The following is a 22,523-nucleotide window of genomic DNA, read 5'->3' on the forward strand; positions in this document are numbered from 1 at the left end:
GCATGTCCGTCAACCAGTACCGCTCCACGGGCAGCCGGATCTTCGACGCGATCAACATCATCCTGCTGACCGGGCTGGGTCTGATCACGCTCCTGCCGCTGCTGTACGTCCTCGCCGGCTCGTTCGCCTCGGAGTCGGAGATCGCCTCGCGGACGTTCTTCCTGTGGCCGCACAAGTTCGTCACCAGCACCTACGAGTACATCTTCGCCACCGACGTCTTCATCAGGGCACTGCTGACGACGGTCGGGGTGACGCTCGTCGGCACGGTCGTGCAGCTCATGCTGACGCTGACCATGGCGTACCCGCTGGCCAAGCGCTACCTGCCGGGCCGGGCGCTGGCGCTCAACCTGGTCATCTTCACGGTGGTGTTCAGCGGCGGCATCATTCCGACCTACCTGGTGGTCCGCGACCTGGGGCTGCTCAACAGCTACTGGGCGCTGATCCTGCCGCTCGCGATCAACCCGTTCTACCTGCTCATCGTCAAGAGCTTCTTCCAGGAGCTGCCGGAGGCGCTGGAGGAGGCGGCGCGCATCGACGGGTGCACCGAGATGGGCGTCTTCTTCAGGATCGTGCTGCCGCTGTCCAAGCCGATCATCGCCACGTTCTCGCTGTTCTACGCCGTGGGCATCTGGAACGACTACATGTCGCCGCTGCTCTACATCGACGACTCCAGCAAGTGGACGCTGCAGGTGCTGGTCCGCCAGCTCACCGGCGCGGACGCGCAGAACGCGCTGTCGGCCCTCGAGTCGGTCTTCTTCCCCACCCAGGGGCTGAAGTTCGCCGTCGTGGTCATCGCCACGCTGCCGATCCTGTGCTTCTACCCGTTCCTGCAGAAGCACTTCGTCAAGGGCGTGCTGATCGGGTCGGTCAAGGAATAGGGAAGGGAAGGACCTCACATGACCGAGCTGCGCTGGCTGGACCGGCCCGGCGACCAGGGAACGACCTGGGGAGTGCCCTGGCCGCGCGGCGCGGTCACGTCCGGCACGCCGTTCGCGCTGGCCGACGACCAGGGGCGCGCGGTGCCGGTGCAGAGCTGGGTGACCGCCACCTGGCCGGACGGCTCGATCAAGTGGTCGGCGCACACGATCGGGGCGGGAGAGTGCGCGCAGGCGTACCGGCTGGAGCAGGGACGCGAGCCGGCCGCCCCCGCGACACCCGTCACGGTCGCCCGCGAGGGCCGCGAGCTGGTGGTGAGCACCGGCGTGATCGCCTGGCGGATCGGCGGCGGCACGCTGGCCAGGTCGGTCACGCGCGCAGGCCGCGAGATCGCCAGGGACGTGCGCCTGGTCAGCCTGCGCCAGCGCGAGGCGGCGCCCGACGAGGGCGGCCACGTGGCCCGCGAGCGGGCGGCCGGCGTCGTCGAGAGCGTCACCGTCGAGCAGGACGGGCCGGTGCGCGCGGTCGTGCGGCTGGAGGGCAGGCACGGCGACTGGCTGCCGTTCACCGTGCGGCTCTACTTCCACGCCGGCGCCGAGCACGTACGGCTGATGCACACCTTCGTCTGGGACGGCGACCCCGACCACGACTTCCTGGCCGGGCTCGGGGTGCGCGCCGACGTGGTCATGCGCGACGAGCCGCACGACCGGCACGTCCGCCTGGCCGGCGCCACGGGCTTCCTCACCGAGGCGGTACGCGGGCTCACCGGCCTGCGCGTCGACCCGGGCGAGGCGGCCCGCCGCAACCAGGTCGAGGGCCGCCCCGCCGGGCCGCTCGCCCCCGGGGTGGCCACCCGGCTGCACCTCATCCCCACCTGGAGCGACTACACCCTCGACCAGGGCTCGGCCGACGGCTACACGCTGCGCAAGCGCACCAAGGACGGCCACGCCTGGGTGACGATCCCGTCGGGGACGCGCTCGGCCGGCTACGGCTACGTCGGCGGGGTGAGCGGCGGCCTCGGCTTCGGGCTGCGCGACTTCTGGCGCCTGCACCCCACCCGCCTCGACGTCAGGAACGCCGCCACCGATCTCGCCACCGCCACCGTCTGGCTCTGGTCGCCCTCCGCCCCGGCCATGGACCTGCGTTTCTACCACGACGGCATGGGCCAGGACACCTTCGCCGAGCAGCTCGAAGGGCTCGAGGTCACCTACGAGGACTATGAGCCCGGGTTCGGCGACCCGCGGGGCATCGCGCGTACGCATGAGCTGAGCCTGCGCTTCCACGAGAGCACGCCGGCCGCCGGGGAGCTGGCCGCGCACGCCGCCGCGATGAACGAGCCCGGCCTGCTGACCGCGAGCCCCGAGCGGATCCGCGAGGCGGGCGTGTTCGGCGTCTGGGAGCCGCCCGACCGCTCCACCCCCGCCCGCGCCGCCATCGAGGACCGCCTGGACTTCCTGTTCGACCTGTACGCCCGCGAACGCGAGCAGCGCCGCTGGTACGGCTTCTGGGACTACGGCGACGTCATGCACACCTACGACGCCGACCGGCACACCTGGCGTTACGACGTGGGCGGCTACGCCTGGGACAACTCCGAGCTGTCGCCCGATCTGTGGCTCTGGCTGCAGTATCTGCGCACCGGCAGGGCCGACGTCTTCCGCTTCGCCGAGGCGATGACCCGCCACACCGGCGAGGTGGACGTCTACCACCTCGGCAGGTGGCAGGGCATGGGCAGCAGGCACAACGTGCAGCACTGGGGCTGCAGCTGCAAGCAGGTGCGCATCTCCAACGCCGCCTACCGGCGCTTCCACTACTACCTGACCGCCGACGAGCGCACCGGCGACCTGCTGGACGAGCAGAGCGCGCCCGAGCGGACGTTCCTCGCCGTGGACCCGCTGCGCAAGGTGCGCGACGACGTCTACACGCCCGACCCTTCCGCCCTTTCCGTCGGGCTCGGCACCGACTGGGGCGCGCTCGCCGCCGCCTGGCTCACCCGCTGGGAGCGGCACGGCGACGAACGCGCCCGCGACCGGCTGCTCGGCACCATGGCCGGCATCGCCGCGATGCCGCGCCGTTTCCTGACCGGGGAGGGCCGGCTGGACCTGGAGACCGGCCGCTTCGACACCTCGCGCGACCAGATCTCGATCTCGCACCTGTCGTCGCTGTTCGGGCTGCCGGAGATCTGCGCCGAGCTGATCGGGCTCGGCCTGGACGTGCCCGGCTTCGAGGCGGCCTGGCTGGAGTACTGCCGCCTCTACCTCGCCACCCCCGAGCAGCAGGAGGCGGAGGTGGGCCGGCCGCTGACCGGGATCTCGCTGATCGAGGCGCACAGCAGGCTCACCGCGTACGCGGCGGCGCGCACGGGGGACGCGGGGCTCGCCGCCTGGGCGTGGCGCAAGTTCTTCACCGGCGAGGGCGACCAGCTCAACGACAACCCGCTGACCGAGCAGAAGGAGTGGGCGCTGACGACGGTGGACGGCCCGCGCGTGCCGCACGCGGTGCGCGAGGCGGCGTTCGTCAGCACCAACAGCGCGGCGCAGTACGGCCTGGCCGCGATCCACAACCTGGCCCTGATAGGGGAGCACCTGCCGGAGAAATAGCAGAGGTGGAGCCCCTGCTGGGGGCTCTACACTGATCGGTATGCATACTCCCGATTGACCGGCGTCGCACGCCCAATCCTCGTTTCCTAGCTCGGGAGTGTCCGGTCACATGATCATCGCCAATGATATCGAGCTGCGCGCGGGCGCGCGCCTGCTCATCGAAAAAGCCTCCTTCCGGGTCAACCCCGGTGACAAGATCGGGCTCGTCGGCCGCAACGGCGCGGGCAAGACCACGCTGACCAAAGTGCTGGCGGGCGAGGGGCTGCCCGCCGCAGGCACGGTGACGCGCACCGGCAGCGTGGGCTACCTCCCCCAGGACCCGCGCACCGGTGACCTGCAGGTGCTGGCCCGCGACCGCATCCTGTCGGCGCGCGGCCTCGACGAGGTCATCCGCGAGCTGCGCGAGGCGGAGCTGGCCATGTCCTCCGCCGACGACCGCACCAGGGAGAAGGCCGTGCGCCGCTACGGGCGGCTCGAAGACCAGATGCACGTGCTCGGCGGTTACGCGGCCGAGTCGGAGGCGGCCTCCATCGCCTCCAGCCTCGGTCTGCCCGACCGCGTGCTCGGTCAGCCGCTGCAAACGCTTTCCGGCGGTCAGCGGCGCCGGGTGGAATTGGCGCGAATTCTTTTCAGCGGGGCGGAAACTCTCCTTCTCGACGAGCCGACAAACCACCTAGATGCGGACTCAATCGGGTGGCTTCGTGATTTTTTGCGCAGTCATCAAGGTGGCTTGGTGATCATCAGTCACGACGTCGGCCTTCTTGAAGCCACGGTCAACAAGGTCCTCCACCTCGACGCCAACCGGGCCGCGATCGATCACTACAACGTCGGCTGGACGGCCTACCTCGCCCAGCGCGAGACCGACGAGAAGCGCAGGAAGCGCGAGCGCGCCAACGCCGAGAAACAGGCGGGCGCGCTGCTCGCGCAGGCCGACAAGATGCGCGCCAAGGCCACCAAGGCCAAGGCGGCCCAAGACATGATGCGCCGCGCGCACCGGCTGCTGGCGGGCACCGAGGAGGAGCGCAAGAACGACAAGGTGGCGAAGCTGCGCTTCCCCGACCCGCAGCCGTGCGGACGCACCCCGCTGACGGCGCAGGGGCTGTCGAAGTCGTACGGGTCGCTGGAGGTCTTCACCGACGTCGACGTGGCCATCGACCGAGGTCACAGGGTCGTCATCCTGGGCCTGAACGGCGCGGGCAAGACCACGCTGCTGCGCCTGCTGGGCGGCCTGGAAAAGCCCGACACCGGGGAGCTCAAGCCGGGGCACGGGCTCAAGATCGGTTATTACGCCCAGGAACACGAGACCCTTGACGCCGACCGTACGCTATTGGAGAACATGCGTTCGGCCGGTGGCGAGTTCACCGACACCGAGTTGCGCAAGGTGCTCGGATCGTTCCTGTTCACCGGCGACGACGTCGACAAGCCCGCCGGGGTGTTGTCCGGTGGCGAGAAGACCCGTCTCGCACTTGCGATCTTGGTGCTCTCCAGCGCTAATGTCCTGCTTCTCGACGAGCCCACGAACAACCTCGATCCTGTCAGCCGCGAGCAGGTTCTCAATGCTCTGAGGTCGTATTCAGGAGCAATCGTCCTAGTCACACACGACGAGGGTGCCGTTGACGCCCTGTCACCGGATAGGGTGATCTTGCTACCTGACGGAACTGAAGACGCATGGAGCGACGAATTTTCCGATCTTGTGGCACTCGCCTGATCTTAATTTGAGTGGGTACGGATCTTTTCCCGTGGAGTAGGTAGCCGATCCCGCTGAAATGACTGATCATGGCGGAGTAACGCTGCGGAAGTCCGGCACTACAGGAGGTACTCGTGGCCGAGACACTGAAGAAGGGCACCCGGGTCACCGGGGCCGACCGGGAAAAACTGGCCGGCGATCTCAAGAAGCGCTACGCCGCGGGTGAGAGCATCCGCGCCCTGGCCGCTTCGACCGGTCGGTCCTACGGGTTCATCCACCGCATCCTGAGCGAGTCCGGCGTGACTCTGCGCGGGCGCGGAGGGGCGACCCGAGGCAAGTCCAAGCGCTGACGGCCGCCTCGGAACGTGCGACCGCAGCCGCCCGTCCCAAGTCAGCCGGCGTCGCGCCCGAGCCAGAATCATATTCTGTAGGCTCGGGCGCGACGGTCAGCACTCCGGACATTCCGGAAGCGGAGGGAGCGGGCGATGGCGGAAGCGCAGGCGCGACAGCGCGGGGGGAATGCGGGTGACGGCTCCGCTGCGGCGGAGGACGGAGTCCGCTACGAGGTGGACGGTGAGATAGCGACGATCACGCTGGCCCGGCCGGACAAGCGCAACGCACAGACGTTCGCGACATGGTCGGCACTGGCTCGCATCGGCGAGAGCCTGCCCGAGCAGGTGCGCGTCGTCGTCGTGAAAGGTGAGGGACCGTCCTTCTCGGCAGGCATCGACCTGCGGATGTTCACACCTGAGGGGGTTCCTGGACAGGGCTCGTTCAGTACGGCGGTCAAGATCGGCGACGCCGGCTTCGAGCAGCGCATCAGACAGGCCCAAGCGGGGTTCCTGTGGTTGCGCCGCCCGGAGATCGTCTCCATCGCGGCGGTGCAGGGGCACGCGATCGGCGCGGGGTTCCAGCTCGCGCTCTCCTGCGACCTCCGGATCGTGGCCGAGGATGTCGCGTTCTGCATGAAAGAGCCCGCACTGGGACTGGTGCCCGACCTGACCGGGACGAAGCCCCTGGTCGACCTGGTCGGCCTGGCCAAGGCCATCGACATCTGCCTGACCGCCAGGACCGTGCACGCCGACGAGGCCATGCGCATCGGCCTCGCGGAGCAAGTGGTCGCCCGTGGCGACCTGGAGCAAGCGGTACAGGACAAGATCGCCCAGCTGCTGTCCACCAACAGGGACGCGGCCGCGGCGACGAAAAGGCTCCTCCAGGGCGCGAGCCACCGCACCCTGGAGGAGCAGAGTGTGGCCGAGGGCATCGAACAGGCCGCACGCATCAAGGCGCTCTTCGGCTGAAGCAGGCTCGGGAGCCGGACCCGCGATCGGGGTGGGGTCCGGCTGAGCCGGGGATCAGTGCCGGCTGAGCCGGTGATCAGGGTCGCCCCCGCTGACGTGCGTCGCCCGGCGGGGACGGCGGCGCCCCGGCGCGCTCTGAGCCGTTGTGAGGCGTTCTGAGGGGGCGAGGTGGCCCCGATGGTCCGGAGAGGCCGTCACGGGCGCTCAGCGGCACACAGAGCGGCGATCAGCCCCGGTTCACGGCGACCCGTCCAGGTTTGGATCCATCGGAAGGCGCGGGGAGGCGGGCCGGGGACTCGGGCAGTCGCGTCGCTGCTTCGCGCTCCGAAAAGCGCGGTGGTCGGGTTGCGCGGATCGCGAGGCGCGGGGGAGGGCCGGGCGGAGGCCCGGGTGCCGTGAGTGGGTTTCGGGGGTGGGTTTCGCGGTGAGCTGAGCGGGGAATCTCCGGGCGCCGCCGGAGCGCTGTCTTCCGCGGAAGAGGAGGGATCTGCCGGATGGCGATGATGGGTGGCGGCTTCGGGCCCCAGGTGTGGGCGTCCTTGCGGCGCGACGGCTCGGTCACCAAGCAGCGGCTGCGCCCCGGCATCGCGCGGCGCATCGCCGGCTACGCCCGTCCCTACACCCGGCAGATCGTCGCGTTCCTGCTGCTCGTCGTGGCCGGCGCGGTCATCGTGGTGGCCAACCCGCTGCTGATGAAGGCGATCATCGACGACGGCATCCTCGTCCAGCGCACCGGCGTGGTCATCTGGCTGGCGGTGGCGATCGCCGCGCTCGCGCTGGTCGACGCCGGGCTGACGCTGGTGCAGCGGTGGTTCTCCGCCCGCATCGGCGAGGGCCTCATCTACGACCTGCGCACCGAGGTGTTCGACCACGTGCAGCGCATGCCGGTGGCGTTCTTCATGCGCGCCCAGACCGGCGCGCTGGTCAGCCGGCTCAACACCGACGTGATCGGCGCCCAGCGCGCGCTGACCAGCACCCTGTCCTCGGTCGTCGCCAACGTGGTCAGCCTGATCCTGGTGCTGGGCGCGATGCTGGCGCTGTCGTGGCAGGTGACGCTGGTCGCGCTGGTGCTGCTGCCGATCTTCATCGTGCCCGCGAAATACGTCGGCCGCCGCATGTCGGCGCTGACCCGCGAGCAGATGCAGCTCGACGCCGAGATGAGCTCGGTCACCACCGAGCGTTTCAACGTGGCCGGCGCCACGGTCGCCAAGCTCTACGGCCGCCCCGAGGACGACGCCGCCATGTTCGGCGCCAGGGCCGCCAGGGTGCGCGACGTGGGCGTCACCGTCGCCATGTACGGCACGGTCTTCCGCGTCGCGCTCGGCCTCATCGCCGCCCTCGCCACCGCCCTGGTCTACGGCATCGGCGGAGTGCTGTCCGTCTCCGGCGCGTTCGAGCTCGGCACGCTGGTGGCGCTGGCCGCGCTGCTGATGCGCCTCTACGGCCCGCTGACCTCGCTGTCCAACGTGCACGTCGACGTGATGACCGCGCTGGTCAGCTTCGACCGCGTCTTCGAGATCCTCGACCTCAAGCCCATGGTGGCCGAGCGGCCGGATGCCGTGCGGGTGCCGGGCGGGCCGGTCACCATCGAGTTCGACGACGTGCACTTCCGCTACCCGGCCGCCGAGGACGTCTCGCTGGCCTCGCTGGAGTCGGTGGCCGGGCAGGACACCGGCCCCTCGCACCCGGTGCTCAAGGGCGTGTCGTTCACCGCCGAGCCCGGGCGGCTCATCGCCCTCGTCGGGCCGAGCGGCGCGGGCAAGACCACGATCACCTCGCTGGTGTCGCGGCTCTACGACGTCAACGAGGGCGCCGTACGCGTCAACGGCCTCGACGTACGCGACGCCACGCTCGCCTCGCTGCGTGACACCGTGGGCGTGGTGATGCAGGACCCCCACCTCTTCCACGACACGATCGAGGCCAACCTGCGTTACGCCAAGCCCGAGGCGAGCGAGGCGGAGATGTGGGAGGCGCTGCGGGCGGCGCAGATCGCCGACCTGGTCGCCGCCCTGCCCGACGGGCTGGAGACCGTGGTGGGCGATCGCGGCTACCGGCTGTCGGGCGGCGAGAAGCAGCGGCTCGCGCTGGCCAGGCTGCTGCTCAAGGCGCCGCGCGTGGTCGTGCTCGACGAGGCCACCGCGCACCTCGACTCCGAGTCGGAGGCGGCGGTGCAGGTGGCGCTGAAGACCGCGCTCGAAGGCCGCACCTCGCTGGTGATCGCGCACCGGCTGTCCACGATCAGGGAGGCCGACGAGATCCTCGTCGTCCAGGACGGCCGCATCGCCGAGCGGGGCAGGCACGAGACGCTGCTGGCCCGCGGCGGCCTCTACGCCGAGCTCTACCGCACCCAGTTCAGCTCCTCCGACAGCAACCCGGCCGCCTGACGCCTCTGGGGTCAGGAGGGCAGGTAGCCGAGGCGGGTGAGTTCCTTGGCGGCGACCTTTTCGACCAGCTCCAGGTGGTCGGGGGCGAGGGCGGTGCGCCAGGCGCCGACCTTCGGGACGGCGGGGTCGTACATGACGACCTTGGACACGCGCGTCTCCAGGAACTTCGCGAGCGTCGCGACCGCCTGCCGCGGCCTGCCGACCAGCTCCTCGTAGCGCAGCGTCAGCAGTTGCGTCGCGGGCAGGGTGCGGCGCAGCTCGGCGCTGACCCGGACCGCGCTGCGCCAGCGCAGCGCGCTCTTGCCCGCCGCCGGCATGGCCTTCCAGCGCTCCAGGTGCTCCTCCTTGGCGACGCCGAGGAACGCGCTGGGGAACTCGGTCCGCTCGGCCAGCATGGCCGGCCTGAACCAGGCCAGGCAGGCGGGGTCGGCCAGCATGCCGGCGACGGCGTCCCTGCCGTCGCGGATGAGCTGCACGAACCGGGCGTCGGGGAACGCCTGCAGCAGCACGGGAGCGCTGTAGAGCAGGTCGGGGCTGCCGTCTCCGAAGCGGGTGACGTCGGCGGCGCTGACGCATGGGCCCGCCCCGGTGACGCCGCCCGCGTCCCTGCACGGTTCGGCGCACTCGCCGCACGAGCGCGGCAGCACCTGCCACGACTCGGCCAGGGCGTCGCGCAGCACGCGGACGGAGCCGGGCGTCGCGGCGAGCGACGGCTTGCGGGCGAAGGCGTGGACCACGTGCGCCACGCTCGCGCGGCCCATCGTCACGTGGAAGCCGGGGGACCGTTTGAGGGCGCGGGCGAGCAGGTCTGCACCGGAATGCGGCGCTCCGAGCAGGAAGACCGGCCGGCGGACCTTGATGCCGTTGACCACGAGGATGTGGGGCGGAAGTCGCATACAGCAGCCAAGTGTGACACCGTTTGCCAGGTGAACGCGCCATCCTCAGTGTCGGTGCTCACCGGAGCGGGTGTGTCCACCGATTCCGGCATCCCCGACTTCCGGGGGCCGCAGGGCGTGTGGACGAAGAACCCGCGCGCCGAGGCCGACGCGACGATCGACCGCTATCTCGCCGACCCCGAGGTCAGGCGGGCGAGCTGGCGTTCCAGGCGCGATTCGCCGGCCTGGCGGGCGCAGCCGAACGCCGCCCACCAGGCGCTGGTCGAGCTCGAGCACGCCGGGCTGCTGCGCGCGCTCATCACGCAGAACATCGACGAGCTGCACCAGCGCGCCGGTTCGTCGCCGGAGAAGCTCATCGAGCTGCACGGCACCATGCGCCGCGCCGAGTGCCTCTCCTGTGACCTGATCACGCCGATGGAAGAAGTGCTGGCCAGGGTGGACGCGGGCGAGGACGACCCGCCGTGCCCGCGCTGCGGCGGCATCCAGAAGGCGAACACGATCTCGTTCGGGCAGTCGCTCAAGCCGGAGGTGCTGGGCGCGGCGCTCGACGCGGCCCGTACGTGCGAGCTGTTCCTCGCGGCCGGCACGTCGCTGACCGTGCACCCGGCCGCCGGGCTGTGCGGCGAGGCGCTCGACGCGGGCGCCCGGCTGGTGATCGTGAACGCCGAGCCGACCCCCTACGACCCCTTCGCCGACCGGGTCATCAACGAGCCGATCGGCCAGGCACTACCCGCGCTCGTCAAGGAGTTGATCGATGCGGCAAGGTGACACCGTCGCCATCGTCTCGCCGTCAGGACCGCCCGATCCGGAGCTGCTGCGCCGCGGCGTCGAGCGGCTGGAGGGCCTGGGCCTGAAGGTCGTGGTCGGGGCGCACGCGCTCGACCGGCAGGACCTCGACTACCTGGCGGGCGCCGACGCCGCCAGGGCGGCCGACCTGCAGGAAGCCTGGTGCGACCCGGCCGTCTCGGCGGTCTTCTGCTGCCGCGGCGGCTACGGCGCAGGCCGGCTGCTGGAACTGCTCGACTGGGACGCCATGCGGGCGGCAGGGCGGGCGGCAGGGCGGGCGGCAGGGCGGGCTGCGGGGCAGGCGGCAGGGCGGGCTGCCGGGCCCAAGACGCTGCTCGGGTCGAGCGACATCACGGCGCTGCACAACGCGTTCGCGATCGAGCTGGACGTGCCGACCCTGCACGGGCCGATGATCGCCTGCGACGTGATCGCCGGCGACGACGATGGGCCCGAGCCGCTGACCTGGGAGAGCCTGCGCGAGGCGCTGTTCGGGCCGGACGAGGCGGTGACGCCGGTCGCCGGCGACCGGGTGCTGGCGCCCGGGCGCGCGGAGGGCGTGGTACGCGGCGGTAATCTGTCGTTGCTCGCCTCGATGTGCGGCACCCGGTGGCAGCCGTCGTTCGCCGACGGGATCGCGTTCCTCGAGGACGTCGGGGAGGAGCCGTACCGCATCGACCGCATGCTCACGCAGCTGCTGCAGGCGGGCGCGTTCGACGGCGTGCGGGGCATCGCGCTCGGCTCGTGGGTGGGCTGCGGCGACCCCTACCCGGTGCTCGAAGACCGGCTGCGCCCGCTGGGAGTGCCCATTGTCGCCGGGTTGCCGGTGGGACACGGGACACCGCAGATGAGTGTGTGGTTTGGGGCACTTGGTGTTATCGATACCGAATCGTGCTCCCTGACTGGCTCGTGGGGAATCGGAGAGCAGGCAAGGTAGAGGGACGAATCCGACAGAAAGGGACACAGCGGCGTGAATTGGTACGAGCGTGACCGCGAGGCCCCGCGCCGTCCGGTCGAGGACGTCGATCTCGACTCGCTGCTGGCCCTCGTCGCGGAGTCCCTCGGATACTCCTTCGCCTTCTCCGGCGACGGCTCCCTCCTCACCCTTGACCGTGCCGGGCAGCCCACCCCCGAGCTGGTCGTCAGGCTGACCGGGCTGCGCCGCGAGGCCGCGCGCCGGGCCAGGGAGGACTGGCCGGTGCTGGTCTCCGAGCACCTGGCGCACGCCGTCGCCACCGCCGGCGAGCGCGTTGACGTGACCGACCTGGAGCAGGCCGGGCCGCTGCTGCGGATCAGGGTCGAGTCGGTGGACGCGGTGCCCGACCTGACCCGCGTCGTCGGCCGCCATCTCAACGCCGACCTGGTCGAGCTGCTCACCGTGGGCGCGCGGCTGGTCAGGCCGGAGGAGTCGGGCTGCTGGCCGGTCTCCGGCGGGCAGGCGCTCGACCGGGCGGTGGCCAACGTGCGCAGGCACGGCTCGCTGACGTCCGAGAACATCGCGCTGTCCGGCACCCCGATCATCCGGCTGACCGCCGAGAGCCCGTCGGCCGCCACCCACCTGCGCTGGCTGCAGGAGCACCTGACCGTGCCCGCCGACGGGGTGCTCGTGGTGCTGCCCGACCCGTACACGCTGCTCGTGCACCCCGTGGACGGGATCGGCGTGGTACGCGCGCTCGAACGGCTGCGCGTGCACGCCGTCCGCACCGACGGTCTCAGCCCGCAGGTCTACTGGTGGCACGACGGGCAGCTCACGCTGATCAGGGCCGACATCGTCGCCCAGGACGGGCAGACCAGGCTGGTCGTGGCGCCGCCGCCCGAGTTCGCGCGCGTGCTGGCCCGGCTCGCGGTCTGAGACCCGCGGTCTGACCCGCGGTCTCAGACCGGGCGCCGGGCCAGCGCTCAGCTCATGCCGACGTAGTCCCGCAGGTGGACGGCCGTGAGCGAGGTGCCGGTGGCGACCAGCTCGCCCGGCGTCCCGGCGAAGACCACCTGACCGCCGTCGTGACCGGCCCCGGGCCCGAGGTCCACGATCCAGTCGGCGTGCGCCATGACCGCCTGGTGGTGCTCGATCACGATGACCGAGTTGCCGTCGTCCACCAGCCGGTCGAGCAGCGACAGCAGCTGGTCGACGTCGGCCAGGTGCAGGCCGGTGGTGGGCTCGTCCAGCACGTACGTGGTGCCGTTCTTGGCCATGTTGATGGCCAGCTTGAGCCGCTGCCGCTCGCCGCCCGACAGCGTCGTGAGCGGCTGCCCCAGCCCGAGGTAGCCGAGCCCCACGGCCACCAGCCGGTCGAGGATGACGCCCGCCTGCCCCTTCGGGAAGAACGTCCTGGCCTCGGCGATCGGCATCTCCAGCACCTCGCTGATGTTCTTGCCGTGCAGCCGGTACGTCAGCACCTCCGGCGTGAACCGCCGGCCCTCGCACCGCTCGCACACCGAGGCCACCCCGGCCATCATCGCGAGGTCGGTGTAGATGAGGCCGATGCCCTTGCAGGCCGGGCAGGCGCCCTCGGAGTTGGCGCTGAACAGGCCCGGCTTGACCCCGTTGGCCTTGGCGAACGCCGCCCTGATCGGGTCGAGCACCCCGGTGTAGGTGGCCGGGTTGCTCCGGCGCGAGCCGCGGATCTGCGACTGGTCGGCCACCACCACGCCGTCGCGGCCCGCGACGTAGCCGTGGATGAGCGAGCTCTTGCCCGATCCGGCGACGCCGGTGACCACGGTGAGCACGCCGAGCGGGAGGTCCACGCTCACGTCGCGCAGGTTGTGCAGGGTGGCGTTCCTGATCGGCAGCTGCCCCGTGGGCTTGCGCACCTCCTCGCGCAGGCCCACCCGGTGGTCGAGGTAGCGGCCGGTGAGCGTGCCCGAGGCGCGCAGGCCCGCGAGGTCGCCCTGGTAGCAGATCTCGCCGCCGGCGGTGCCCGCCCCCGGGCCGAGGTCCACCACATGGTCGGCGATCGCGATCAGCTCGGGCTTGTGCTCGACGACGAGCACCGTGTTGCCCTTGTCGCGCAGTTGCAGCAGCAGGCTGTTCATCCGCTGGATGTCGTGCGGGTGCAGCCCGGCGGTCGGCTCGTCGAAGACGTACGTGACGTCGGTGAGGCTGGAGTTGAGGTGCCGCACCATCTTGACCCGCTGGGCCTCGCCGCCCGACAGCGTGCCGGACTCGCGGTCGAGGCTGAGGTAGCCGAGCCCGATGCCGACCAGGGAGTCGAGCGTGGACAGCAGCCCTTCGAGCACCGGCCCGACCGAGGGGTCGCCGATGCCGCGGACGAACGCCGCCAGGTCGTCGATCTGCATGGCCGACAGGTCGGTGATGCCGCGGCCCTGCACGCGGGCCGAGCGGGCGGCCTCGTTGAGGCGGGTGCCGCCGCACGAGGGGCAGGTCGCGAGCTTGATCGCCCGGTCGGCGAACGCGCGTGCCGCCGTCTGCATCGACTCGCGGTCCTTGCCGAGGTACGACTTGCGCACCTTCAGCATCAGGCCCTCGTAGGTGAAGTTGTTGGTGCCGTACTTCAGCTTGCTCGCCGGCTTGTACAGCAGGTCCTGCCACTGCTGTTCGGTGAAGTCCTTCAGCTTCGTGCCAGGGTCGAACAGCCCTGAGCCGGCCACGACCTGCCACTGCCAGCTCCCGACCGGGAAGCCGGGGATCTTGATGGCGCCGTCGTCGAGCGACAGCTCACGGTCGACCAGCTCGTCCACGTCGATCTCGGACGCCTTGCCGAGGCCCTCGCACTCGGGGCACATGCCCTCGGCCCGGTTGAAGCTGAAGGCGTAGGCGGGGCCGACGTACGGGCTGCCGATGCGGCTGAAGAGGATGCGCAGCATGGTGTGGGCGTCGGTGACGGTGCCCACGGTGGAGCGCGAGTTGGCCCCCATGCGCTCCTGGTCGACGATGATCGCCGCGCTGAGGTTGTGCAGCGCGTCGATGTCGGGCCGGCCGAGGCTCGGCATGAACGACTGGATGTACGCGGTGTACGTCTCGTCGATCAACCGGCGGGACTCCGCGGCGATCGTGTCGAAGACGAGCGAGGACTTCCCGGAACCGGACACGCCGGTGAACACGGTGAGCCGCCGCTTGGGGACGTCGAGGGAGACGCCCTTGAGGTTGTTCTCCCTGGCGCCGCGGACCTGGATGTGGTCGTGACTGTCCGCCGCCGTGTGATCAGCGCTGTGATCAGCGCTGATCACAGCGCTGGGGTCGATGCTTGCCTCGGGGAGCACGATATCCTTTCGTCATCGGCCGATTGTTTATGCTGTAAGGAAATTTGGCCGAGACAGCTTACACCGGCCCGCCGGTGCTCTCGTACGGGCCGGGTCTGGCAGGATTCGTGCGCTACGCCGAGAGCGGGTTGACGTGGCGGTGGTGCACCCCGATCACCGGGATCTCGTGCAGGCTGCCGGAGTACAGGAACTGCGTCATGCCGATGAGCAGCCGCCGCACGTCCTCCTGCGGGCGGACGACCAGGCGCAGGAACCGGCTCGTGGTGCCCAGCTTGTTGCCGCACTCGCGGACGTACACGCCGTGCTCGGTCAGCAGGTGGTCGCGCAGCGGCACCCCGTCGTGCCCCGGCGGCAGCTTGACCAGCAGGAAGTTGCCCTGCGAGGCGTACACCGACAGCCCCGGCATGGTGCTGAGCTGCTGGAACATCGCCCGCCTGTCGTTGCCCAGCCGCCTGAGGCTGTCCTGGTACTCGTTCATGAACTCCCGCATCATGAACACCACGACCTCGGCGAAGGAGTTCAGGTTCCACTTGGGCAGCGCGTCCCGTACGCGGGCGGCCAGCGCCGGGTTGGCCACCATGTAGCCGAAGCGGATGCCGTGCAGGCCGAAGTTCTTGCCCAGGCTGCGCAGCACGATCACGTTCGGCCGCACCGCCGCCTCCGCCGCCACCCCCGGGTACGGCTCGGCGTCCACGAACTCGCCGAACGACTCGTCCACGATCACCAGGTCGAGGTCGATGAGCTGGTCGAGCAGGTACAGGACCTGATGCTTGGGCAGGTAGCCGCCGTCGGGGTTGTTCGGGTTGCAGATCACCGCCACCCGTGAGCCGCGCATGCGGATGAACGACACGAAGTCGTCCACGTCGAGCGTGAAATTGCGGCTCTCCTGCAACGGGTACATGTCCACCCGCTTGCCGGTCTCCAGCGGCTGGTCGGTCCAGCGGCCGAAGGTGGGGATGGGCACCGCCAGGCTCTCGCGGACCAGCAGGTGGTCGATCCAGGTGATCAGCTCCGTGGAGCCGTTGCCCATCGCGACCGTCTTGGGGTGCAGACCGAGCGTGGCGCACAACTCCTCGGTGATCGTCCCTGCGTCGCTGGGATAGAACTTCAGGATCGTCTCCAGGTTCCTCCCGAGGTGCTCGAATATGTCCGGCGTGGGGAAGTACGGATTGCAGGGGATGCAGAAGTCCACCGGGGCGCGCTCTCCCGCCGAGCCGCGCATGAGTGAGAAGTACGACGGGCTGTGCGCTTGGGCCCGCAAGAGACTGAGCTCCACGACACCTCCATGGACCACGTGTCCGATGTGTGGAGGTACGCGCCGATAAGGGACGCGGTTCAGGGGGTTTCCCGGTGTGATCTTCTTCACGGCGGGATCGACGGCGGGCCCATCCGGCGCAGCGTCAGGACGGCGACGTCGTCGCGGACGTCGCCGCCCGTGAACTCCTGCAGGTCGGCGCCCAGCGCGCGGCCGAGCGGCGCGGGCGGGTCCGGCGCCCACGCGCGCAGCCGCTCCTCCAGCGGGTAGAACGCGCCGCGCGGGTCACGTGCCTCGGTCACCCCGTCGGTGCACAGCAGCAGCGTCGCGCCCAGCGGGAAGGCGAACCGCATGCCGTGGCGGGGCGTCGCCGTCAGCGACGCGAGCCCGAGCGGCAGAGCGGGCTCGCCCAGGTCCACCTGGTACGCCTCGCCGTCGTGCAGCACGAAAGGGGCGATGTGGCCGCAGTTGATCGCCTCCACCTCCGTGTCTCCGGCGATGTCCAGCACGAGGGCCGTGACCAGCCGCTCGGGCTCGCCGGTCATGGCGGCGAACACGTTCTGCCGCACCACCGTCGTCTCCAGGGCGGCCACGACGCCGGTCAGTGTGTCCTCGCGGTAGGCGGCCTCCCTGAACGAGCCCAGCACGGCCAGCGCCGTGCCGATCGCGGGCAGGCCCTTGCCCTGGACGTCCGCGATCAGCACCCGGGTGCCGTGGCGGGACACGGCGACGTCGTACACGTCGCCGCCGACCAGGGCGTCCTCCTCGATCGGGTGGTAGAGGCCGTCCACGGCGACCTCGGCCGTACGCAGGGGGAGCGGGCGCACGATGAGCCGCTGCAACGCCGAGGCCGCCGACCGCAGCCGGTGCACCTCCTCCTCACGGCGTACGCGGTAACGGCAGCCGAGCACGCTCACCACGCCGAAGATCGTGGTGAACCCGGCCGCGAGCAGCAGGTCGTCGAGCTGCGCGCTCAGGTAGGCGCCGGTGCCGACCTCCACCAGCACCACCCAGACGGACGCGGCGATCGTCTGCTTCACGTCGCCGAGGCCCGACATGATGGCCGGCAGGAAGATCAGCAGCGGGTACAGCCTGATGGCCGTGCCCGTGGTCAGGTCGAGTGCGATCACCACGGCGGTGACGAGGAACAGCCCCGCCAGGAACAGCGGCGTCCACAGCTGGCGCCCCCCGCTCGGCACCCGGCTCGCCCTGCTGCCGCGCCCGCCGCCGACCGGCCTCCCGCGCCTCCGCCGCGCCTGTCCCGTCATTGTCTCCCGCACCCCCCATGTCACCTTCTATCAGGCGGTTTCGCCTGCCCGGCCCGCGGCGCGCTTCCTTGACCCCACCTTGCCCCGCGCGGGTAAATGAGAGTTATTCGCACGGGCGTATTCACGCGTTTATCCGACCGGCCGCGTACGTTGTTCCGCGCCGCTCGCCCGCGTATTCAATGGCGGGAAAACGACGGCCTGGCAAGGCCGTCCTTAATGCTTTTCCGGGTCGTTTCAGGTGGTGGATGTGTGTGGATCGTTGACTCTGTGTGCGGGAAGGATAGGCCCAGCGGCTACGGAAAGTAAACAGTCGCGTCCTGTTTGGAGTGGTTTGCTGGCATTGTTGGGTATCTCCGGCGTGAGGGACGAGAGGGTGTCGCTGATTCTCATTTTCTTTTCCTGGCCAAACGCATTGACAGAAATAAATGATCTTGTAAGCATCTGAGTTGAGACGCGGTGCGGCGGTGAATTCATGTCAGGAAAGGGAGCGGTCCATATGGACATCGAGCACGACTGGACCCTGCTGCCGGCCGTGGTCGTCCGCAGCGCCGGATTTCCGTGGGAGCTGGTGCTGTCACTCGCCTACCTCAGGGCGGCGGAGGCGGCCGCGGTGGTCGTACAACTGGAGCGCAAGGCACTCGACCTGCTCGCCGACGCTCCCGCCCACGCGACAGGCCCCCGCCCGGCCGGCGCACCCGACCGCCGGGCGGGCACGGGTCCAGGAGCGGGTGCGGAGACGGGGCGGACATCGCGCGGGCTGCGGGGGCGCCTGCGCGACCTGCGGCCGTTGCCGTCCGGGGCCGTCGTCTCCGGCGCCGCCGGCGCGGGCAACTGGGTGCTGGCCTGGAACGAGGTCACCGGCATGCTGGAGCGCGCCAAGCTCACGCTCACCGCGCTCGTCGGCGGTGACGCCGCCCTCACCAGGGCGGCCGTGTCCCGGCTCACCGCCGACGAACGCTTCCTCGACGCGCTCGTCTGCTCCGCGCCCGCCCTCTACCGCGACCTGCGCCACGGCGCCAAGGGCGGCAGGACCCGCCGGGAGCTGGCCGCCCACCTGCAGCGGCTGGCCACCTCGTGCGAGACGGACGGCTGCTACGGCCCGCTCAACTACGGCGCCGTCCGGCCCGGCCCCTCCGGCCACACCTGGAAGGGGCACCGGGTCTACCGGCAGCGGGTGGCGTACCCGGCCGGGCGCGTGAACGAGGCGCTCCAGCAGCGCGTCCTCGCCGACCCCGCGCTGGTGCCCGGCCTGGTGCCGCGCCGCAGGACCCTGGTGGGCGAGGTACGCGAGGGGGCCGCCTTCAGTGGCCACTGCGACGGCGCCCGTACGCTCGCCGAGATCGCCGCCGCGACGGGCACCGGCATGGAACGCGCGGCCGCGGCGCTCACCGTCGCGGTCCGCCGCGGCCTGCTCACCCACGACCTGTGCCCGCCCGCCGGCGTCGCCGACCCCTTCGCCTGGCTCCGCGACCGCCTCACCACCCGCGGCATCCCCCTCGCCGACGGCGACGGTCCCACCCATGAGCTGCCCGCGGATGACGGCGACACCGCACCGCGCAGGGAGCGGGTGCAGCCGCCGGGGCCCTGCGAGTGCGGGCTGACGCCGCACCCCGCTCACCCGGACTCCTTTCCTCCCGGCAGGGCAGGGCGACGACCCTCCACCGTCCGTGACGACCTCACCGGGCACGGGGGTGCCGGTGAAGCCGAGGGCGGCTCCGAAGGTGGGCCCGCTGCCGCGCCTGGAGGCCGGATCCGGGGCGGGGTGGGGCGGGCGGAGGGCCTCGGGGGGAGGCCGGTGGGGGAGGCCGGGGGTGGAGCGTCGGGGGCGTCCAGGCGGGGGTTCGTGGCCCCCGCGGGCGTGCCCGTGCAGCGCGGGCCGAGGGGCGCCGGCCAGGCGTCCGGGCCCGAGCTGCCGGTGGGGCGGCGGGTCGGGGAGATCAGCGAGTTGCTCGCGCAATATCCCGCCGCCTCACCCGACGTGAAGCTCGCCGTGCAGCGCAGGATCGAGGCGCTGGCGGGCGCCGGCGGGCACCGCGACGGCCGGGTGACGGTGCACGAGGCCGCCGCCGGCACGCTGCGGGTCGGCGTCGGCGACGCGCTGGCCGCCGACCTGCGGGAGCGGGTGCCGAGGGTGCTCGACCTGCTGGCCGAGGAGGCCGAGCTGACCCGGCTGCGCACCAACCGGCTGCTGGCCGGGCGGCTCGGGCCCGGCACGTACGCGCTGTCGGACGCCCTGCGCATGACCGGCGACCTGGAGATCGACCACGGCGACCGGCTGCCCGCCCGCATCGCGGAGCTGGTCCGCGCCGCGAGGCCGGGCACCGCCGAGCTGAACCTCGCGGGCCTGCTCGACGAGCCCGCCCCGCCGGCCGCGCCCGTGCTGTGCTCGGCGGACGTGATGGTGGCCGCGCCGTCGCTGGAGGCGTACGAGCCGGGCGTCACCCCGCTGGTGCTCACCGCCCTGCACGACGGGGTGCTGCTCACGCCGTGGGCGCTGCAGTTCCACGACGACGAGGCCGCCTGCCTGGCCGAGCGCGACGCGCAGGTGCGGCGGGCGCTGTCGGGGTTCACGGTGCTGAACGTCGTCTCCCGCCCCGAGCGCGGCGTGCCCAGGCCGGAGCTGCCCGGCCCCGTGCTCGAGCTCGGCGGCGCGACGGCGGGCGAGGACCGGCGCAGGCTCGGCCTCGACGAGCTGTACGTGCACAGCGACGGCCACCGCGCCGTCCTGCACGCCAAGGGGTTCGAGGAGCCGCTGCTGTTCCACGACGGCGAGCACGACACGGCGCTGCACACGGCGCTCGCCCTGCCCAGGCTCCGGCTGCCGAGGCTCGGCGACCTGCCCCGCATGCCTAGGCTGACCTGGGACAACGTGGTCCTGGCCGGGCGGCGCTGGCACGTCAGCGGCGCCGCGTTCGAGGGGTTCGGGCAGGCGGGCGGCGACGGCGACCTGCTGGTGGCGATGGCCCGGCTGCGGGAGGCGTACGAGCTGCCCGTCGTGTTCTTCGCCGCCACCGCCCGCGAGCGCGTCTACGTCGACACCCGCTCGCCCGCCCTCCTCGAAGGGCTTGCCCGCCTGGCCGCGGGCGGCGGCGGCGTCACGGTGAGCGAGGTGCTGCCGGGCCCCGAGGGGTGCTGGCTGCGCGACGGCGAGCACCGGTTCGCGGCCGAGCTGCGCTGCGTCTACCTGCGCCCGGCCGGGGGAGAGCGCCGCCCCTCCGGTACGAGCGCCCGCCGCGCGCCCGCACCGGCCCCGAAGCCGGTCAAGCGCCTGTTCGGCAGGATGGCCGCGCACCCCTACCCCTGGCCCGGCGAGACCACCCGCCAGAGCCGCTGAGCCCCGCGCCCGGGATAAACCGGTTGCGCCCCGCCGGGCGCGCCTGGTGTACTCCCGGGCGTTGACCGCCCGTCGAAGGAGGAGGCCCACGATGCGCGAAGCGTCCGTGATCCCTCAGCTCACCGAATCCTCCGACGCAAAGGGCATGACGCTTCTTGACTCCCTCCGCACCCGGGAATCCCTCACCTGACACCTCTTCCGTCCTCCGCCTGCTCCTGCCGTCCTGGCGGGCCGCGCCCGCGCTGATCGGCGCGGTGTCCGCCGCGACCGCGCTGCCTCTGGCGGCGCCGCAGGTCACCCGGTGGTTCGTCGATGACGCGATGCGCGGCGCGAGCATCCGCCACCTCACGCTGATCGCCGCCGGCTACCTCGTGCTCGCCGTCGCCGGCCAGGCGGCGCGCACCATCACCGCGTGGCTCGCGGGCCGGCTCGCCTGGGACGGCTCCAACCGCCTGCGCGAACGCCTCACCGGCCACGCGCTCCACCTCGACCTGGCCTTCCACGGCCGGCACACGCCCGGCGAGCTGATCGAGCGGGTCGACGGCGACGTGGTGGCCGTCGCCGACTTCGTCGTCGCGTTCCTGCTCGACGTCGTGGCCGGCGTCCTGCTGCTGGCCGGCGTGGTCGTCGCCGTACTCCTCGTGGACTGGCGGATCGGGCTGGCGCTGCTGGCGTACTGCCTGGTCATCGGGTACGGCATGGCACGCGCCCAGCGGCTGGCCGTGCCGTCGGCGGCCCGGTCGCGGGCCGCGAGCGCCGCGCTGTTCGGCGCGCTGGAAGAGCGGCTGGCCGGCGCAGAGGACCTGCGGGCCAACGGCGCGGGCGCCCACACCGTACGCCGCTTCCACCAGGTCAGCGCGGCGCTGTTCCGCGCCGAGCACCGCGACGCCCGCATCGGCACCGTGCTGCTCGGGGGCACCTCCGTGGCCTTCGCCGCGGGCACCGCGATCATGCTGGGGCTGGCCGCCTGGACCATGCGGTCGGGGGCGCTCACGGTCGGCACCGCCGTGCTGCTCCTGCAGTACACGATGATGGTGCGGGCGCCGTTCGAGCGGCTGATCGACCAGATCAGGCAGTACCAGGCGGCGCTGGCGGGGGTGGCCCGCATCGCGGGGCTGCTGGCCGAGCGGCCGGCGCTCACGCCCGGCACCCGGCCGCTGCCTCCCACAGGGCCGCTCGGGCTGGACCTCGACGGCGTCGGCTTCACCTACCCCGGCGACGAGGAGCAGGTGCTGTCGGGGGTGCGGGTGCGCCTCGCGCCCGGCGAGACGCTCGGGCTGGTCGGGCGGACCGGCAGCGGCAAGACCACCCTGGCCAGGCTGGTGCTGCGGCTGCACGACCCCGTGCAGGGCGTCGTCCGGGTGGGCGGTGTCGATCTGCGCGAGGCCGAGCCGCACTCCTTGCGGCGCAGGGTCGGCGTCGTGACACAGGACGTGCAGCTGTTCCGGGCCGGCGTGCGCGACAACCTCACGTTGTTCCGGCCGTCACCTGGTGACGAGCGGCTGATGGAGGTGCTCGGCGAGGTCGGGCTCGGCGCGTGGGCGGCCTCCCTGCCCGGCGGGCTCGACGCCGAGCTGCCCGAGCTGTCGGCGGGGGAGGCGCAGCTGCTCGCGTTCGCCCGGGTGTTCCTGGCCGACCCCGGGCTGGTCGTGCTGGACGAGGCGTCCAGCCGGCTCGACCCGGCCACCGAGCGGCGGGCCGAGGCGGCCGTCGCTCGGCTCCTGGAGGGCAGGACCGGGGTGATCATCGCGCACCGGCTGTCGTCGCTGGCCCGCGTGGACACGATCGCCGTGCTCGACCACGGCAAGGTCGTCGAGTACGGCCCCCGCGCCCGCCTGGCCGCCGACCCGCACAGCCGCTTCGGCCACCTCCTCGACCTGGCGGGGGTGAGCCGATGAGGCGCGACACGGCGACGGCCGCC

At 71.6% G+C, this 22,523-nt stretch carries 15 protein-coding genes; 11 read left to right on the top strand and 4 right to left on the bottom strand.

Features of this window, described 5'->3' with window-relative positions:
- Nucleotides 1-2: 2 nt before the first annotated feature.
- The 6 genes from ABZW11_RS26000 (at nt 3) to ABZW11_RS26025 (ending at nt 8,845) form a co-directional block, all read left to right on the top strand.
- Nucleotides 3-878, top strand: a complete 876-nt coding sequence (locus ABZW11_RS26000) for a carbohydrate ABC transporter permease (RefSeq protein ID WP_355421906.1) — start codon at nt 3-5, stop codon at nt 876-878.
- A gap of 18 nt (nt 879-896) precedes the next feature.
- On the top strand, nt 897-3,473 hold the full coding sequence (locus ABZW11_RS26005; protein ID WP_355421909.1) for a Tat pathway signal sequence domain protein: 2,577 nt from the start codon (nt 897-899) through the stop codon (nt 3,471-3,473).
- A gap of 109 nt (nt 3,474-3,582) precedes the next feature.
- Nucleotides 3,583-5,181 (top strand): ribosomal protection-like ABC-F family protein, encoded by a 1,599-nt coding sequence (abc-f, locus tag ABZW11_RS26010; protein ID WP_355421911.1) that lies wholly within the window; start codon nt 3,583-3,585, stop codon nt 5,179-5,181.
- A 113-nt stretch (nt 5,182-5,294) separates the two neighbouring features.
- On the top strand, nt 5,295-5,510 hold the full coding sequence (locus ABZW11_RS26015; RefSeq protein WP_020547488.1) for a helix-turn-helix domain-containing protein: 216 nt from the start codon (nt 5,295-5,297) through the stop codon (nt 5,508-5,510).
- Nucleotides 5,511-5,645: 135 nt separating this feature from the next.
- On the top strand, nt 5,646-6,461 hold the full coding sequence (locus tag ABZW11_RS26020) for an enoyl-CoA hydratase/isomerase family protein (protein WP_355421913.1): 816 nt from the start codon (nt 5,646-5,648) through the stop codon (nt 6,459-6,461).
- Nucleotides 6,462-6,955: 494 nt separating this feature from the next.
- The gene (locus ABZW11_RS26025; RefSeq protein WP_355421916.1) at nt 6,956-8,845 is read left to right on the top strand and encodes an ABC transporter ATP-binding protein; all 1,890 of its coding nucleotides are present in this window, start codon (nt 6,956-6,958) and stop codon (nt 8,843-8,845) included.
- A gap of 11 nt (nt 8,846-8,856) precedes the next feature.
- Here the strand turns inward: ABZW11_RS26025 and ABZW11_RS26030 are convergent, their stop codons facing one another.
- Nucleotides 8,857-9,741 carry a sulfotransferase gene (locus ABZW11_RS26030; RefSeq protein WP_355421918.1) on the bottom strand — a complete coding sequence of 295 codons (885 nt, stop codon included), beginning with the start codon at nt 9,739-9,741 and terminating at the stop codon, nt 8,857-8,859.
- Between the two features lie 30 nt (nt 9,742-9,771).
- Here ABZW11_RS26030 and ABZW11_RS26035 point away from each other — a divergent pair, with 30 nt between their 5' ends.
- Genes ABZW11_RS26035 through ABZW11_RS26045 form a run of 3 tightly spaced genes read left to right on the top strand, consistent with a single transcriptional unit; the run spans nt 9,772 to nt 12,376 of the window.
- A complete protein-coding gene (locus ABZW11_RS26035; RefSeq protein ID WP_355421921.1) occupies nt 9,772-10,509 on the top strand; it encodes a Sir2 family NAD-dependent protein deacetylase in 738 nt (245 codons plus the stop codon).
- Complete coding sequence (locus ABZW11_RS26040) at nt 10,496-11,461, top strand: LD-carboxypeptidase (RefSeq protein ID WP_355421924.1); 966 nt, start codon at nt 10,496-10,498, stop codon at nt 11,459-11,461. The genes ABZW11_RS26035 and ABZW11_RS26040 overlap by 14 nt, the downstream gene beginning before the upstream one ends.
- Nucleotides 11,462-11,494: 33 nt before the next feature.
- Entirely contained in the window at nt 11,495-12,376 is an 882-nt protein-coding gene (locus ABZW11_RS26045) for a hypothetical protein (RefSeq protein WP_355421926.1), read from the top strand.
- A gap of 47 nt (nt 12,377-12,423) precedes the next feature.
- Here ABZW11_RS26045 and ABZW11_RS26050 read toward each other — a convergent pair whose 3' ends face one another.
- From ABZW11_RS26050 to ABZW11_RS26060, 3 genes are all read right to left on the bottom strand, one after another.
- Nucleotides 12,424-14,712: an excinuclease ABC subunit UvrA gene (locus ABZW11_RS26050; protein ID WP_355421994.1), complete on the bottom strand. Its 2,289-nt coding sequence runs from the start codon at nt 14,710-14,712 to the stop codon at nt 12,424-12,426.
- 145 nt (nt 14,713-14,857) lie between these two features.
- Nucleotides 14,858-16,021: a histidinol-phosphate transaminase gene (locus ABZW11_RS26055; RefSeq protein WP_355421928.1), complete on the bottom strand. Its 1,164-nt coding sequence runs from the start codon at nt 16,019-16,021 to the stop codon at nt 14,858-14,860.
- 86 nt (nt 16,022-16,107) lie between these two features.
- Nucleotides 16,108-17,280 carry a PP2C family protein-serine/threonine phosphatase gene (locus ABZW11_RS26060; RefSeq protein ID WP_355421931.1) on the bottom strand — a complete coding sequence of 391 codons (1,173 nt, stop codon included), beginning with the start codon at nt 17,278-17,280 and terminating at the stop codon, nt 16,108-16,110.
- 484 nt (nt 17,281-17,764) lie between these two features.
- On the opposite strand from ABZW11_RS26060, the gene ABZW11_RS26065 reads away from it, so the two are divergent.
- Both ABZW11_RS26065 and ABZW11_RS26070 read left to right on the top strand, forming a co-directional pair.
- Nucleotides 17,765-20,602 carry a lantibiotic dehydratase gene (locus ABZW11_RS26065; protein WP_355421934.1) on the top strand — a complete coding sequence of 946 codons (2,838 nt, stop codon included), beginning with the start codon at nt 17,765-17,767 and terminating at the stop codon, nt 20,600-20,602.
- A 155-nt stretch (nt 20,603-20,757) separates the two neighbouring features.
- Nucleotides 20,758-22,500 (top strand): ABC transporter ATP-binding protein, encoded by a 1,743-nt coding sequence (locus ABZW11_RS26070; protein ID WP_355421937.1) that lies wholly within the window; start codon nt 20,758-20,760, stop codon nt 22,498-22,500.
- Nucleotides 22,501-22,523: the final 23 nt, after the last annotated feature.

The organism is Nonomuraea sp. NPDC004580, from assembly GCF_040609855.1.
GTDB lineage: Bacteria > Actinomycetota > Actinomycetes > Streptosporangiales > Streptosporangiaceae > Nonomuraea > Nonomuraea salmonea.